This window comes from Ruegeria sp. TASC047 (assembly GCF_059612445.1).
This window is the reverse complement of record NZ_JBXWQP010000019.1, coordinates 349,729-365,403: the sequence shown is the minus strand read 5'-3', so window position 1 is coordinate 365,403 and position 15,675 is coordinate 349,729. Positions and strand designations below refer to the sequence as shown.

At 58.0% G+C, this 15,675-nt stretch carries 17 protein-coding genes; 6 read left to right on the top strand and 11 right to left on the bottom strand.

Annotated features, from left to right (window positions below; translation table 11 throughout):
* Positions 1–13 precede the first annotated feature (13 nt).
* The 8 genes from AC2FLO_RS04350 to AC2FLO_RS04315 all read right to left on the bottom strand — a co-directional run bounded on the left by AC2FLO_RS04350 (position 14) and on the right by AC2FLO_RS04315 (position 7,453).
* Positions 14–1,186, bottom strand: a complete 1,173-nt coding sequence (locus tag AC2FLO_RS04350) for a peptidoglycan DD-metalloendopeptidase family protein (RefSeq protein ID WP_496811637.1) — start codon at positions 1,184–1,186, stop codon at positions 14–16.
* Positions 1,187–1,248: 62 nt separating this feature from the next.
* Positions 1,249–1,899, bottom strand: coding sequence for a protein-L-isoaspartate(D-aspartate) O-methyltransferase (locus AC2FLO_RS04345; protein ID WP_209503723.1), 651 nt, complete (start codon positions 1,897–1,899; stop codon positions 1,249–1,251).
* Entirely contained in the window at positions 1,896–2,678 is a 783-nt protein-coding gene (gene surE, locus AC2FLO_RS04340) for a 5'/3'-nucleotidase SurE (RefSeq protein ID WP_496751497.1), read from the bottom strand. The genes AC2FLO_RS04345 and surE overlap by 4 nt, the downstream gene beginning before the upstream one ends.
* A 114-nt stretch (positions 2,679–2,792) precedes the next feature.
* Entirely contained in the window at positions 2,793–3,860 is a 1,068-nt protein-coding gene (locus tag AC2FLO_RS04335; RefSeq protein WP_496751973.1) for an ABC transporter ATP-binding protein, read from the bottom strand.
* A 107-nt stretch (positions 3,861–3,967) separates the two neighbouring features.
* Complete coding sequence (locus AC2FLO_RS04330; RefSeq protein WP_496751496.1) at positions 3,968–5,017, bottom strand: methyltransferase domain-containing protein; 1,050 nt, start codon at positions 5,015–5,017, stop codon at positions 3,968–3,970.
* 106 nt (positions 5,018–5,123) lie between these two features.
* Positions 5,124–6,236 carry a YhaZ family DNA alkylation repair protein gene (locus tag AC2FLO_RS04325; RefSeq protein ID WP_496751495.1) on the bottom strand — a complete coding sequence of 371 codons (1,113 nt, stop codon included), beginning with the start codon at positions 6,234–6,236 and terminating at the stop codon, positions 5,124–5,126.
* A gap of 2 nt (positions 6,237–6,238) precedes the next feature.
* On the bottom strand, positions 6,239–7,018 hold the full coding sequence (locus AC2FLO_RS04320) for an SDR family oxidoreductase (protein ID WP_267366518.1): 780 nt from the start codon (positions 7,016–7,018) through the stop codon (positions 6,239–6,241).
* A 72-nt stretch (positions 7,019–7,090) separates the two neighbouring features.
* Positions 7,091–7,453 (bottom strand): SnoaL-like domain-containing protein, encoded by a 363-nt coding sequence (locus tag AC2FLO_RS04315; protein ID WP_480480611.1) that lies wholly within the window; start codon positions 7,451–7,453, stop codon positions 7,091–7,093.
* Positions 7,454–7,562: 109 nt separating this feature from the next.
* Here AC2FLO_RS04315 and AC2FLO_RS04310 point away from each other — a divergent pair, with 109 nt between their 5' ends.
* The 4 genes from AC2FLO_RS04310 (at position 7,563) to AC2FLO_RS04295 (ending at position 12,419) form a co-directional block, all read left to right on the top strand.
* Positions 7,563–9,167 (top strand): peptide chain release factor 3, encoded by a 1,605-nt coding sequence (locus AC2FLO_RS04310; protein ID WP_267366522.1) that lies wholly within the window; start codon positions 7,563–7,565, stop codon positions 9,165–9,167.
* A 49-nt stretch (positions 9,168–9,216) separates the two neighbouring features.
* Complete coding sequence (locus AC2FLO_RS04305; protein WP_496751494.1) at positions 9,217–9,960, top strand: hypothetical protein; 744 nt, start codon at positions 9,217–9,219, stop codon at positions 9,958–9,960.
* Positions 9,957–10,886, top strand: coding sequence for a glycosyltransferase family 2 protein (locus tag AC2FLO_RS04300; RefSeq protein WP_496751493.1), 930 nt, complete (start codon positions 9,957–9,959; stop codon positions 10,884–10,886). The genes AC2FLO_RS04305 and AC2FLO_RS04300 overlap by 4 nt, the downstream gene beginning before the upstream one ends.
* A gap of 186 nt (positions 10,887–11,072) precedes the next feature.
* Entirely contained in the window at positions 11,073–12,419 is a 1,347-nt protein-coding gene (locus tag AC2FLO_RS04295) for a DEAD/DEAH box helicase (RefSeq protein ID WP_267366133.1), read from the top strand.
* Here the strand turns inward: AC2FLO_RS04295 and AC2FLO_RS04290 are convergent.
* The 3 genes from AC2FLO_RS04290 to AC2FLO_RS04280 are packed head-to-tail and all read right to left on the bottom strand — an operon-like array spanning position 12,416 to position 14,438.
* Positions 12,416–13,318 (bottom strand): EamA family transporter, encoded by a 903-nt coding sequence (locus AC2FLO_RS04290; RefSeq protein ID WP_496751492.1) that lies wholly within the window; start codon positions 13,316–13,318, stop codon positions 12,416–12,418. The genes AC2FLO_RS04295 and AC2FLO_RS04290 overlap by 4 nt on opposite strands.
* Before the next feature lie 21 nt (positions 13,319–13,339).
* The gene (locus tag AC2FLO_RS04285; RefSeq protein ID WP_496751490.1) at positions 13,340–14,242 is read right to left on the bottom strand and encodes a fatty acid desaturase; all 903 of its coding nucleotides are present in this window, start codon (positions 14,240–14,242) and stop codon (positions 13,340–13,342) included.
* On the bottom strand, positions 14,235–14,438 hold the full coding sequence (locus AC2FLO_RS04280) for a DUF2061 domain-containing protein (protein WP_496751971.1): 204 nt from the start codon (positions 14,436–14,438) through the stop codon (positions 14,235–14,237). Before AC2FLO_RS04280 ends, AC2FLO_RS04285 begins: the two co-directional genes overlap by 8 nt.
* A 105-nt stretch (positions 14,439–14,543) precedes the next feature.
* Here AC2FLO_RS04280 and AC2FLO_RS04275 point away from each other — a divergent pair, with 105 nt between their 5' ends.
* Positions 14,544–15,413 (top strand): helix-turn-helix domain-containing protein, encoded by an 870-nt coding sequence (locus tag AC2FLO_RS04275; RefSeq protein WP_267366129.1) that lies wholly within the window; start codon positions 14,544–14,546, stop codon positions 15,411–15,413.
* Positions 15,414–15,492: 79 nt separating this feature from the next.
* The gene (locus AC2FLO_RS04270) at positions 15,493–15,675 is read left to right on the top strand and encodes a hypothetical protein (protein ID WP_480584630.1); all 183 of its coding nucleotides are present in this window, start codon (positions 15,493–15,495) and stop codon (positions 15,673–15,675) included.

The following is a 15,675-nucleotide window of genomic DNA, read 5'->3' as shown; positions in this document are numbered from 1 at the left end:
GGGCCATCTAGTCTCACTTCAGATAAGGTTCCGGGTCTACGGAATCGAACCCTTTGCGGACTTCGAAATGCACATAGGCATTGTCGCCGCCCCGCAGTTGAGCCAGCTTCTGACCACGGCGAACCTTATCGCCTTTCTTGACGGCGATCTTGTCGACATTTGCATAGACAGTCAGAAGATCGTTGTTGTGCTTGACCACAATGATCGGCACCTGATCCGCGTCCGCGGTGATCGCCGCGACCGTACCGGCTTCGGCAGCTGTGACCGACGTACCCGGCGCGGCAGCGATGTCGATGCCCTCATTCTTGCCCTTGTCATAGCCGCGAATGATAGTGCCGCCAACCGGCAGGGACAGCGCGGAAGTGCGCGTATTGGTTGGCGCTTCGGCGGTCACGTCGGGGGCCTCGGCCAAAGGCGCAACTTTTTCGTCCGGCAAGGGCTGCGTAGCGCTGGGTGGCGTCGGCGTCGGTGATCCCTGTCCCGGTTCCGTCACTTCGGTGGCGGGAACGGGCGCGGCACTAGCCGCATTTTGCCGGGGCGCGGGCTGGTTCTTGACCGGAATCAACAAGTACTGACCTTCACGCACGGTAAAATCAGATCCCAGCCCGTTCCATTCCGCCAGAGATTCAACCGGCACCTGGTAGAGGCGCGAGATTGTATAGGCCGTCTCACCCCGCTTGACCTTGTGCCTGACCGGCTCCGGCCCAGCTGACACCGGCGCGGGTGTTGGTGCCGGTTTCGCGGGTTCCAGTGTTGTGGTCTGAACCGAACCCGACGCCGGCACCTGATCAATTGCAGACCCGGCAACCGACGCGATGTCCACACCGCTGCCAGCACCAACAGTGCGTGGCAGTGCAAGAACCTCACCCTCTCTTAGCGTGTCCGTTGTCTGAAGGCCGTTGAAACGCGAAAGCTCGCCCTCGGGCAGGCCAACCCGCGCTGCCACGTCCCGCACCGTATCGCCGTGGCGCGCCACGACCACCTGGTAGTTCGGATAGGTAATGACCCCCCTACTGTCTGGTGCCGGGCGGGATGCCGTCGCGGATTGCGCTGCATTGGTGGTCGAAAATCCACCGATCTGCCCGCGAAGGTCATAATCCAGAGGCCCCTCGCACCCGGCCAGAATGGCCAGAGCGGCCACCCCGGTCGCACAGCGGCGCATTGCTGATTTGGATACTGCTCTCATAATTCTGTCCTCAACGCCTGCCCCTGTTACTCGGAGTTCCGGCGACCAATTCTTTAAGCCTATTACGCCTCGTCCTTCCCAAGCCCCTCCAGAAGGGGCACGAAACGGACGGACGTTAATTCGTCATAGTCCAGACCATCTTCGGTGCGCGTCACTTTGATCAACTGCTGCACCGCGTCCGACTGGCCCACGGGTAGAACCATAATACCCCCGATTTTCAGCTGCGCCAAGAGCGGGCCCGGAGGATCCTCGGCTGCGGCTGTGACAATGATCCGGTCAAAAGGGGCTTGTTCCGGCAGGCCGAATGACCCATCCGACAACATCGACGTGATATTCGTCAGGCCCAGGTCGGCAAACAGCTTGCTTGTTTCGCTCACCAACCGCCTGTGGCGTTCCACTGTGTAGACCCGGCGGGCCAGTTTGGACAGGATCGCCGCTTGATATCCTGAACCTGTGCCAATCTCGAGCACCGTGTCCCGTGGCCTCACGTTCAGGGCCTGCGTCATCAGACCAACGACCGAGGGTTGACTGATCGTCTGACCGCAGGAAATCGGCAACGGCATGTCCTCGTAAGCGCGCCCTGCAAACAGGCCAGTGACAAAGCGACCGCGGTCCACCTGCTCCATCGCAGCCAGCACGCGCGCATCCGTGACCCCCCGTTTGCGCAAGGCAAACAGGAATTGCATTACGGTTTCAGGGTCCAGTCCGCTCATTCGACCGCCTTCAATGCCTCCAGCATGTCATGTGCAGTCAGGTCAGCGCGCATCGGCGTGACCGAGATATAGCCTTCCAGATTGACGGCCGCATCCGTTCCGGGTGCGGTCGGATTGTGTTGATAGCCCCCCTTGATCCACAGGAACCGCCGCCCCGAAGGAGAACTGTGCGGTTCGACTGAAAACCGTGTGTCGCGCCGAAACCCCTGCGCCGCAATCCGCGTGCCCAGCACTTCTGCTGCCGGAACCGGGGGGAAATTCACGTTATAGAACAGCCGGTAATCACCTTGTTCTGCCGGAGTTGCGTCCAGAATCCGGCGCACCAAATCTGCACCATACCGGGCGGCTGCGTCAAACGGGTCGTCAAGGCCCAGGTTGCGGGGGCCAAAATATTGCGACAGGGCAATCGCTGGGACGCCCTGCAATGCCGCTTCCATCGCGCCGCCGATCGTACCGGAATACAACGTGTTTTCGGCCGAGTTGTTGCCCCTGTTCACGCCGGACAGAACCAGATCGGGAGGGGTATCCAACATAACGTCGTGAAGCCCTGCCAATACACAATCGGCAGGCGATCCTTCGGCTGCAAAGCGCCGCTCGCCCAGCTTGGCGACCATCATCGGATGCGTGTAGCTGATGCAGTGCCCGACCCCGGACTGTTCAAACGCAGGTGCGACCACCCAGACTTCTCCATCCGGTCCGGCCAGCTCAGCTGCAATCGCCTCAAGCGTGATCAAGCCCGGGGCATTGATCCCGTCGTCATTGGTCAGAAGAATTCGCATGTGCCCGATTTACCCCCGCGTTTGGCTCTTGATAGACCCGGGCCTGCGTTGCGGCAAGCGACGCGGCCCCGCAATCTGAGGTTTTCGCGCACCACTTGGGCGGAAATCGATGGATCAGCGCCTTGTCTCGGGGAAAACGAAGCACCTGTCGCGGCGGATGGTCAGCCACATCACCCGGCCCGGGTTGGGCACAAACACGTTCGGAACGGTGGCCCTTAGGATCGAACCATCATAGTCCATGCGAAACTCTACCAGACTTTCATTGCCCAGAAACCGCGCGCGTTCTACGACGCCACGGGCTGCCACACCATCTGTTGGTGTCGGCAATGGCCCCTTGCCGTTGCGGTCAAAGTCCAGCTTGATGTGCTGAGGGCGAAAAACGATCTCGACATCCGTACCATTCGGAATGCCCGGCGCCAGGAACTGACCAAAGGGCGTATCCGCCAATGCGCCATTCACTTGCGCTCGCAAAACGTTGACATCACTGAAAAACGCCACCGCCGCCTTATCTGCGGGACGCGTATAGACGTTATAGGGCGCGCCCTGTTGCACGATCTTGCCACGCCGCATCAAGGCAATCTCGTCGGCCATGCGCATCGCTTCTTCCGGCTCATGCGTGACCAGCAACACAGCGGCATCTTCTTCCTTGAGAATGGCCAGCGTTTCGTCACGGATACCATCACGCAAACGGTTGTCGAGGCCCGAAAACGGCTCGTCCATCAGCATGATCCGCGGGCGCGGCGCCAGGGCACGCGCCAACGCCACGCGTTGTTGCTCGCCACCCGATAGTTGATGCGGAAAACCATCGATGAACCGCATCAGGTCGACCTTCTGCAACAACTCCTCGACCCGGGCGCGTTTTTCGTCCTTGCTGCCCTTCAGACCAAAGGCCACGTTATTGGCCACGCTCAGATGCGGAAACAGCGCAAAGTCCTGAAACATCAGACCGATCTCGCGCCGTTCCGGAGGCACCCGGAACACTGTGTCGCAGATCAGCTTGCCATCAACATAAATCTCTCCCGAGTCCTGCATCTCGACCCCGGCGATCATGCGCAACGTGGTGGATTTCCCGCAGCCCGACGGCCCCAGCAGACATGTCACCTTGCCTGCCTGAACGGTCAGCGAAACATCATCCACAACAACCCGACCCTCAAACCGACGGATAATGTTGCGAATTTCCAGACGCGGTGGAATTGCGTTACCTGTCACCGATGGACCCCGTTGCCTTTCCCGATCAAATCCATCGGGCTTGAGCGGGGATAGCAACCCCGCCCCTCAGGCGCAAGGGATCAGCAACACCCGCCAGAAGCGACAGATGCACCCACGGCCTCAAAAGGGCTTTCGCCACCGCAGCCTTCGAAAATGCCATAATGGGTCGAAAAATCGCCGATAAAGTCAAAGTGACGGGCAAATCGGGTGTCTTTCAGCATCATCCAGGTATTGCCGCAGACCGGAAACACCTTGCCGGCTTCGATAACGTGGTGGTCATCCAGAACAAATTCATGCGGTGCGTTCGGCACGGTCCCCTTGTAGATTACGGCTTGCCCATAATCCTCACAGGCCGGTTCCAATGCCGGCAGTTTGAACAGACGGTATGTCGCGGACAGGAACTTCAACGGCGCGACACGCTCTTCCAGTACGGGATTTTCGATCGTCAACGGACGGTGCGTCACGCGGCGCGGGTCGCCGAAACCGGCCGTTCGAGCCATTGACAGGAAATCATTCCAATAAAGCGCGCCGGACAGGCACTCGCCATAAAGTACTTCGTCCTCGGCCATCGCCTGCGGAATACGGCGGTCAGCATAGACATCCGAGAAATACATCTCGCCGCCCTCTTTCAACAACCGATGCGCGCCGCGCAGAACCGCATTCTTATCCGTGGCAAGGTTGACCACACAGTTCGAGACGACGATATCGAACGATCCGGGTTCCAGATCAAGCTCATCCAGTTTTTCGATATAGCCGTGATGGAACTCCACATTGCTGCGGGCATATCCAAATGCTTCGGCGTGATACTCCTGATGCGCGCGGGCGACGTCCAGTTGTTCGGGCGTCATGTCGACACCCACCACCCGGCCCGTCTCGCTGACCATGGCGGACAAGGCATATACATCCCGCCCGGCCCCACACCCCAGATCAAGGATCGACATGCCTTCCAGATCAAGTGGGGCAATCAGACCGCATCCATAGTAGCGTGTCAGTACGTCGTCATGAATCTTTGAAAGGATCTTTTTGACATGACCGGGCATGTCGTCAGGCGTGCAGCATGCATTGGTCTGCAGGTCAGCACTGCTTTGCAGGACTTCGCCATAATAGTTCTGCACCGATTCATGTTTCATCGCGCTTTTCCCTCGCAAATGGTCATGTCAGAGCTAATGCAGCCGCCGGGGGTTCGCAATCCGGGGAAGGCGCTTTTGACGAAAGCGTGAGTGGTCCTGCGCGGTATTACCCAAGCAGGTCGAAGTCCACGCCCGCGCGAATCTTGCCATTCACCTGAACCTCAAGCCGATGTGCGCCGGGGACCAACTTGAATGTTGTGGCGTCGCCCTTCAACTTGTGGCGTTTTTCCAATGTCAGTTTCCCGTTCTTCAAAGCCGCCTGCTTCAACTTGTGCACCTTGGCTGAGATTTTCCCGCCAGGTCTTTGAAAATTAATGACATAGTCAACCAGAACTGGCAGCTCTCCAAACCCTTTCAAAGTGACCGAAAAGGCCAAAGCGTCACCAATCCGAGCTTCGGAAGTCAGGTTGACCGCGACCTCGATATCCGCCTCCGGGTCATAGCCTAACATCTTCATCGCTTCAGGATGCCCCGCTTTCACAAGCCCGCGCAGGGTGTGTGACATCATCCAGTCCAGCTCGTCCTGATTCTGATGACCCTGGCTGCGCCACGCCTTCAGGCGATCCAATACCAGATCCGGGTCTTTCTTGGTGATGTCATTCAGGTGATTGGATACGGACCGGGTGACATACCGCGTCGAATCCATGTGCAACTTGTCCAGCAACGGCAGCGGGTCCTGCAAACCTAATGCAACCGCCTGCCCCCATGGCAGTCTGGGGCGCGTCCCTTCGCTGACCAACCTGCGCACATGGTAACTGTCATGAGAGCACCAGTCCTGCATCCTCCGCAATACCCGGTCCGGGTCGTGGTTCAGGAACGGTCGGATTGCCCATTCCATGGAAAACCTCTGTGTCAGTTCCTCCATCACGTCCAAAGCCAGATCGGTATGCTCAAGTCCTATGGTCGCTACCCACTCACCGACCGGCGCAAAGATGAAATCGCCAAAATCGTCATCCGTTTTCGTCGGGTCTAAAGGTGCGGGCAAGGCGCGCAGGATCGACGGGGCAACAGCAGGCAAATCACCGGGCACCGCCTGTTGCAGGCATGTGGCGATCCAGATGATCCGATCCTTCAGCTCTAACTCCAGCAATCGCGACATGACCGCAGCCCGGAATGCCAGAGCATCAAATTCTGCATGAGAATCGGAAAACAAACCACTGAGATAATTCACTTTCTCAGCATTGAACATCTGATCTTTCAACGAAAATCCTTGCGCCATGGTCACATCGTCAAATTGGTTGCGCCGCCATCCAGCAGAATGTTCTGACCAACGATGAATCCCGCATGTTGAGAGCACAGGAACGCGCAGGCAGCCCCGAATTCCTGCCGCGTTCCATATCGTCGCGCGGGAATGGTTGCCGAACGGTTTGCGCGGGCGTCTTCGATCGAGATGCCTTGCTGGGAAGCCACGCCGCTGTCCAGCGCATCCGCACGATCCGTTGCGTGAATGCCGGGCAGCAGGTTGTTGATGGTCACGCCATGCGGTGCAACCTGGCGTGAAGTTCCCGCGACATATCCGGTCAAACCCGTGCGGGCTGCATTCGAAAGCCCCAGCACCGCAATTGGCGCGCGCACGGATTGTGAGGTGACGTTCACCACCCGCCCCCAACCTTTGTCCATCATTCCGGGAAGCAGCGCTTTCATGAACGCAATGGGGGTCAACATATTGGCATCCAGCGCCTTGATGAAATCATCACGCTCCCAGTCCGACCATAAACCCGGCGGCGGTCCACCGGCATTTGTCACAAGAATATCAACGCCCTGCGCCGCTTCGATCACCCGCGCCTGCCCTTCCGCAGTCGTCACGTCACACGCGACTGTTTGTACCTCGACGCCATGCTCTGACCTGAGGCGTGCCGCCTCGCTCTCCAAAGCGTCCGAACCACGCGCATTCATCACAAGATTTACGCCAGCCTCAGCCAAAGCCTCGGCACAGCCCAAACCCAGCCCTTTGCTGCTGGCACAGACCAGCGCGCGCTTTCCTTTTATTCCAAGGTCCATCGGATCCTCCCTGTCAGTCATTACCGCATGTCTAGCATCGGCCAGACAGGGAAGACCAGAAATGGCTTGGGATCAGTAGAAGAACTCTTCGCGTACGATCTTGCCATCTGCGACGTGATAGACACCCACTTCCCGCATATCAAAGGCTTCGCCGGTTTCCTTTACCTTACCCTGCACTTCGAAAATCACCGCAAAGCGGTCTTCGCCGTGCACAAACGGGTCGCTGACCGAAGCGCCAGAAACCTCGTGGGCTCCTTCCCACCATTCATGTTTGCCACGGATCGCGTCACGCCCTTGAACTTCGCGCCCCATGCCTGAGTAATCGACCGCTTCAACAGAAACTGCGTCCGGCGCATACAATTTCTCAAGATTTTCCTTGGCGCGGTCCTCACGGCAGCCAGCCACCAATTCATTGGCAATCTCTTTCAAATCCATTGGTCTTCTCCACAATTTGTTCACTATATGTTCCTATAACCACAAGCCTGTGATTCGAACCACCCCCTTTGTCTTGCTTCGGCAGGATTCCCCGCCTATACGCGCGGTCATGCTTGATACCTCGAACCAACCTGCCCTGCCGCCCGAGATTGCCCGTCGCCGGACATTCGCCATCATCTCGCACCCGGATGCGGGCAAGACGACGCTGACTGAAAAGTTCCTGCTTTACGGGGGCGCCATTCAGATGGCTGGTCAGGTGCGCGCCAAGGGCGAGGCCCGGCGGACACGCTCGGACTTCATGCAGATGGAGAAGGATCGCGGAATCTCGGTTTCCGCATCGGCCATGTCGTTCGACTATGGCAATTTCCGGTTCAACCTTGTTGACACGCCCGGCCACAGCGATTTCTCGGAAGATACCTACCGCACGCTGACGGCCGTGGATGCGGCCGTGATGGTGATCGACGGCGCGAAGGGTGTCGAAAGCCAGACGCAAAAGCTGTTCGAGGTCTGCCGCCTGCGTGATCTGCCGATTCTGACCTTCTGTAACAAGATGGACCGCGAAAGCCGCGATACGTTCGAGATCATCGACGAAATTCAAGAGATGCTGGCCATCGACGTCACCCCCGCCGCATGGCCAATTGGCGTAGGTCGTGATTTCATCGGCTGCTACGACATGCTGCGCGACCGGCTGGAGCTGATGGACCGCGCCGACCGCAACAAGGTGGCAGAGAGCATCGAGATTAACGGGCTTGATGACCCGAAACTGTCGGAACATATTCCTGCGCACCTGCTGGAAAAGCTGCTGGAAGAGGTTGAGATGGCGCGCGAGTTGCTGCCCGCGCTGAACCCGCAGGCGGTGCTTGAAGGGCATATGACCCCGATCTGGTTCGGCTCGGCCATCAACTCGTTCGGCGTCAAGGAACTGATGGAAGGCATCGGCGCTTATGGCCCACAGCCGCAGGTTCAGTCCGCCGAACCCCGCCAGATATCGCCGGATGAAAAGAAGGTCGCGGGCTTTGTTTTCAAGGTGCAGGCCAACATGGACCCCAAGCACCGCGACAGGGTGGCCTTTGTCCGCATGGCATCAGGCCATTTCAAACGCGGCATGAAACTGACCCATGTGCGGTCAAAGAAACCGATGGCGATTTCAAACCCAGTGCTGTTTCTGGCATCTGACCGGGAACTGGCAGAAGAGGCCTGGGCGGGTGACATCATAGGCATTCCCAACCACGGCCAGCTGCGCATCGGTGACACGCTGACCGAAGGTGAGGCGCTGCGCGTCACCGGCATCCCCTCTTTCGCGCCGGAACTGCTGCAAGGCGTCCGCGCGGGCGATCCGATGAAGGCCAAGCACCTGGAAAAGGCCCTGATGCAGTTTGCCGAAGAAGGCGCGGCAAAGGTGTTCAAACCTTCGATTGGCTCGGGCTTTATCGTGGGTGTCGTCGGCGCGTTGCAATTCGAAGTGCTCGCCAGCCGGATCGAAATGGAATACGGCCTGCCCGTGCGTTTCGAGGCGTCTCAGTTCACCTCGGCCCGCTGGGTCAGTGGTGACAAGGCCGAGGTCGAAAAGTTTGTGAATGCAAACAAGCAGCACATCGCGCACGACCATGACGGCGACATTGTCTATCTGACCCGGCTGCAATGGGACATCGACCGGGTGGTTCGGGACTATCCCGCCCTGAACCTGACCGCCACCAAAGAGATGATGGTGTGATCCAACTGACTGATTGCACAGCCGAGTCAGCCTGTGCAATTCTGCGCGCATGAGCAAGGATGAACTGACTTTCCCCGGCGGTCTGCCCGACATGCTGGACAGGTATGAAAACCGGCGCAGCCCGTTTCAGTTCGGCACCACCTCGTTGCCTGACCTTGACATTGACCTTATTGAAATGGCCAGTCGCACATTGCCCGAAAGTGCAACTGTGCCCCCACCGAAGCCCAATACAAGCTGGGATCGCAAGCGTGCTCTGATTGCGCGGGAATTTGTCGGAAATTCGGAACTTGCCTTCCTGAATGCCCAGTTGATCTCGAACCTGCGAAAGCGGTCCTTCCCGCGCCACGCCCCGCTTCTGTTTTGCCGCCTTTGGGACGAACAGTCGGACCACCTTCTGTCCGCGCTTGATCTGCGGTGGCTGGTCTCGTCGGTTCAAACCTTTGCGGACCACGGTCAAACTGCAACCCAGCGCGAGGTTGGTCATGCGCTGCGCATGTTGTTCGGCATGATGAAGCTTTATGAGTTCGAGAGGCGCTTTTCCGGGCTGATCCCGGAAACACCATTTCCGTATCAAAAATTGAAACGCGTCCCGCTGCCCTATCAGATGAAAGGGTTTTCCCTTGGAAGTGGCGGGCTGGACGTCAATCTGATTGCTCCGGTCTGGACCAAGGCCCTAAGCGACACCACCATCGCGCCGCTGGTCGATCACTTGATGACCGAGCTCAACAGAGATCCCGGCGGTGTCTTTCGCCGCCTGAAACTCATGCGCAAAGCGCGCGCGCAGCGCACATGACCACATGGGGTGTCGTGTCGATGGTCAGGGGCCCGACCGAGGATGTCCTTCGGTTCGTGGCCCATCACATCGATCTGGGCGCCGAGACCATCTACATCTATCTGGATGAACCGAACCAGCGCACATTCGAGGCGCTGAAGGCACATCCCAGTGTTTGCGCACAGGTTTGTGATGACGCCTATTGGCAAAAGCTAAAACGCACACGACCGGACAAGCACCAGGTTCGCCAATCGGTCAACGCGACATACGCCTATCGCGACACGCACCTAGATTGGCTGGCCCATATCGATGTTGACGAGTTTCTGTGGTCGCCGACCCCAATCTCGGATGTGTTGAGCGATATCGGGGACAAGGTTCACGCCGCCCGTGTCCGCCCAATCGAGGCGCTGGCGGGCGGTGAAGACCTGTACAAGGCGCATGTTCCACAAAGCCCGGCCCGAACACAGCTGATTGAGATGCTTTATCCCAACTATGGGGCTTTCGTCCTTGGCGGGTTCCTCAGCCATGTACAGGGCAAGTTGTTTGTGCGCACGGGATTGAAACGTCTGAGTTTTCGTATCCACAACCTGTTTCAGAACGGGAAATTGCTGCCGTGCAAATATGAGCTTGCGCAGGTCGATCTATGCCACCGCCACGCGCCGGACTGGGACCACTGGATCACACATTATCCGTTCCGCTTGGATCGCGGCTCGTATCAGGCTGGCATGGCCCCGAATGCCCCACGCGAGATGGGGGGGCTGAACAAGAATGAATTGCTCAGCTGGATTGAAAGCGAACACGGCGAGGACGGGCTGCGCGCGTTCTTCAACGAGATGAGCGGCGCTGACCCAGATGTCCGCGCCCGGCTGGAGCAGAATGGGCTAATCCGCCACCGCGTATTGAATCTGGACGGAAAATTGGCGAAACACTTTCCCGGAAGTTGCTGAATTGTTGCGCAAAACTCGAACCTGTCTCGATGAAACCCTGATGCAGCGGTCTTCATTTGACCCCGACCAACGTTTTTGTTATGTCCGCGTCCAAGCCGAAATGTCGCATCACGCGCATGGCCATCCGGGCCCGGCACATCTTATACGCGCGGGCCAGGTCAAGTGTCCGCATTCAACCGGACTTACATGACAAAGTTTAACGAACTGAACCTGAACCCGAAGGTCCTCAAAGCCATTGAGGAAGCTGGATACGAAACCCCAACTCCGATCCAGGCAGGTGCGATTCCGCCCGCATTGGAAGGTCGCGATGTTTTGGGCATAGCCCAGACAGGCACGGGTAAAACCGCCAGCTTTACGCTGCCGATGATCACACTGCTGGCCCGTGGCCGGGCGCGTGCCCGTATGCCACGTTCGTTGGTCTTGTGCCCGACGCGGGAACTGGCCGCTCAGGTGGCCGAGAATTTCGACACCTATACCAAACACCTGAAACTGACCAAAGCGCTGTTGATCGGTGGTGTCAGCTTCAAAGAGCAAGAAGCTCTAATTGACCGTGGCGTCGACGTTCTGATCGCCACGCCGGGCCGTCTGCTGGATCATTTCGAGCGCGGCAAGCTGTTGCTGACCGGCGTGCAGATCATGGTGGTGGATGAAGCGGACCGTATGCTCGACATGGGGTTCATCCCCGATATCGAACGCATCTTCTCACTAACACCTTTCACCCGTCAGACCCTGTTCTTCTCAGCCACCATGGCATCCGAGATCGAGCGGATAACCGACACGTTCCTGTCGGCCCCTGCCCGGGTCGAAGTTGCCCGTCAGGCGACCGCATCCGAGACCATCGAACAGGGCGTGGTCATGTTCAAAGGCGGCCGTCGGGACCGCGAAGCCAGCAACAAACGCAAGGTTCTGCGTGCGCTGATCGATGCTGAAGGCGACAAATGCACAAATGCGATCATCTTCTGCAACCGCAAGACTGACGTGGATATCTGCACAAAATCCCTGAAAAAACATGGCTACAACGCGGCCGCCATCCATGGCGATCTGGACCAGTCGCAGCGTATGAAAACACTGGACGGTTTCCGTGAGGGATCATTGCGCCTTCTGGTCGCCTCAGACGTGGCTGCGCGTGGCCTGGATGTGCCAGCCGTCAGCCATGTGTTCAATTTCGACGTCCCCGGCCACCCCGAGGATTATGTGCACCGCATTGGCCGCACCGGCCGCGCCGGCCGTGAAGGTAAAGCCATCACAATCTGTTCGGGACGCGACGAAAAAGCACTGGTTGCGATCGAAAAGTTGATCCAAAAAGACATCCCGCGCATAGACAACCCGGTTCAGGACGACCCCAGACCCGAACAGCCAAAGCCTGAGAAAAAGGCCAAAGCCCCCGAGAGCCCGAAAGAAGGCAAAAAGGTTCGCGAACCGAAGGGGCGCAGTCGTGGGCGCAAGGAAGACACCGGCCCGGCCGTCGTGGGCATGGGAGATCACCTGCCCAGCTTCATCGCGCTCAGCTTTGACGAACGTCGCGCCAGCTAGATTGCCAGAACAAGCGCTAAAATCGAAAACCCAAGCAACATCATCCCGGCGATTTCGCGCCGGGTGATCGTCTCGCGGAAGAACAGGATCGACGCTATCAGGCTAAAGATCAGCTCAACCTGCCCCAGCGCTTTGACATAAGCCGCATTCTGCAAGGTGAAGGCCCAGAACCAGCAAAACGAGCCGCCGAGGCTGGTCAGGCCGACAAATACCCCGGTCTTTCTCGTTTGCCAGACTGCGCGCAGTTCGGCCCGGTCGCGCCACAGCAGCCATATCCCCATGCTGGCGAACTGGAATGTCACCACTGCGGCCAACGTTACCAGCGCTCGGAACCACGCATCGATATCGCCCAGTTGCAGTGAAGCCCCACGATAGCTGACGGCGGAAAACGCAAACAAAACACCTGATCCAAGCCCCAATTGCGAAGCCCGATTGGTCAGATGGCGCCACCAGGGTCCGTCCCCTCCAGGTGTTTTTGACAACAAAAGAACAGCCATCAACCCCAACAGGATCGCGAACAATGCGCCCCGCGACACACTGTCCCCCAAGACCAAAAAACCAACAATCGCGGTCTGGATCACCTCGGTTTTCTTGAAGGTAATTCCAACGGCAAAATTGCGTTGTTTGAACAACGCCACCACGCAGATCGTTGCAAGGATTTGCGCTGTCCCTCCGATGACCGCGTAAAGCCAGAACAAACTGCCAAGCCGAGGCATGCTCGCCCCGGTTATCTGCAACGCAACATATAGCCCGATAACCGCCAACGGCATGGAATAGGCAAACCGCGCAAAAGTTGCACCTGCAGCAGATAGTTTCACGCTGGCCAGAGATTTTTGCAGCATGAAACGCACAGTCTGAAAACTGGCGGCGGCGATGGTGACGGGGATCCAGAGACTCATGCCACCCGTTGTGTCGTCAATTCAAGGCTTTGGCCAGAGAGGATGTGGCACAGGGTCTTTTGCGCGAACGAAATACTGCCGGAATATCTGTGCATAGGACCGGTAAACATAGGCTTCGTTGCAAGCCAAGTACCTGTCCTTTCCGTCGCGGTACAATGCAGGCAAGCGATACCACGGAGCCGCCGGATTCATGTGATGAACCACGTGTAGGTTATTGTTTAAAAACAAAAATGCCAGAGGTCCGCGATCTTCGACTATCACCGTGCGGGCGCGGGATTTTTCATGTGCACGATGCTCCAGAAACGTGCGGATCTTCAAAAGCGACAGCCCCATATAGGCCGCGACCAGATAGGCCCAAACCGGCATGGCCGATTGCGCAGCTACCCACAGAACCACCGCCGCGCCGGGAAGGTGCACAGCCCATGCCAGCAGGATCGCCCTGTCCCCGCGCATCAACCCACGCCATTCGTCACGCATAAACAGAACCTGACCAAGGACGGGCCCCAGTACCATCCGCCCCAACAGCGTGTTGTTCAGGCTCAGGATCATCTGCGCCAGCCGCGGCAATCCCGACCAGATATGCGGATCCAGATAATTCGATTCCGGGTCGTCATAAGGGTCCGTCAGGGTGGCATCCTGATGATGCGCCAGATGCAGGTCCCGAAAGCGGTTATACGGAATTGCCAATGTCAACGGCAGTGCCATCAACGCCTCGTTCAGCCATTTGGCACGAAATGGGTGCCCGTGCAGGGCCTCATGCGTCAGTGACGAATGCAAAGCCGCAACAACACCCAGAGCAGGGATAGCCAACCACAAGGATGTGTTTGCCAGCCAGAACAGACCGGCAAGCCACGCAGCATAACACAAGACTATAAGGAAAAACGTGCCCCATTCGGGCGATTTGGGTGTCGTGGGGTCAGCCATTTCGGCCCCACGAAATGTTCGCCCAAATTCTTTCGTAAATCACGTACATCGTCAGGCCGATGGCCGTGTTCGCCAGCGCCAGCGCCCCTCCTACAGCGGCCGAGCCTGTTGCCAACAGGCCCACCATTGTCATGATCGCCAACCCCATCGCATTCCAAACGATTGCTTTCACGACTGATCTTCGCCGCGTTTCCATTCCGAACCCCGTTTTTTTCTTACTCAAAGCGTTACATCCGGACCCCGGCATTGAAAATTCTGAATATGATTAACAAAACTCATCAAATGTGATAAAGATCTCGGCATGCAGGAAAATATCGACAAGCGCGACCGTGCCGCGCAATTTCGTCTCCGCCTCGCCCGCGCGATGGAAGAGCGTCATGTCAGCCAAAGTGCCCTTGCGCGCAATATTGGCGTTGACCGCTCGACCGTTTCCCAATTGCTGACAGATCATGGCGCGCGGTTGCCCAACGCACATGTTGTTGGCGGATGTGCAGCGGCGCTTGGCGTTTCGGCCGACTGGTTGCTGAGCCTATCTGACAGGCCGGAAAGCGCGGCTGAGCTTCTGGCTAGCTCGCTGACCTTTACCGAGGCCCCACGCGCCCTTGTCGATGAACGTATCTTCGAGTGGCATCAGGAGGCCGCCGGGTACAAAATCCGCTATGTCCCGGCCACCCTGCCCGACATGCTCAAGACGCGTTCGATACTGGAATGGGAATACGCCCCGCATCTGGGCCGGACCGCTGACCAAGCCATCGGCGCGTCGGCGGATCGTCTGGCATGGATGCGCAGCGCCCAGTCAGACTATGAGATCGCCATGCCGCTATTCGAAATCGAAAGCTTTGCAAGCGCCACTGGGTATTATCAGGGTCTCAGCCCCGAGGTTCGGCTGGAACAGATCGATCACCTGTTGGCGCTGTGCGAACAGCTCTATCCGCGGATGCGTATCTATCTGTTTGACGCAAAACGGCTTTATTCCGCACCCGTGACGATTTTCGGCCCGCTGCTTTGTGTATTTTACGCAGGAAGTCACTATATGGCCTTCCGCGACCGGGATCGGATCGAGACATTCTCACGCCATTTCGACACACTGGTACGCGAGGCCGACGTGGCCGCCCGGGACTTTCCAAACCATCTGCGTCGCCTCAGAACGGCGGTTTCCCGCGACTGGTGATGCAGCACCATCCAACCTGTGCTATTCTACTTTGGCGCGAACCATAAGGCATTCCGAACACAGACGGAGGAGCACAGGAATGGACGCAATTCAAACCGCTCAATACGCACGTGCACTTTTTGCGGCACATGGAGATCAAGCCGAGGCCGAAGCCGCGCAAAAAATGCGCGAATGCGAAGCTGCCGGAAATCGGCAAGAAGCACAGGACTGGCAGGCGGTCCGTCAGACCATCCGCCAGATCCGTGGTCCAAACCAGGGCTGA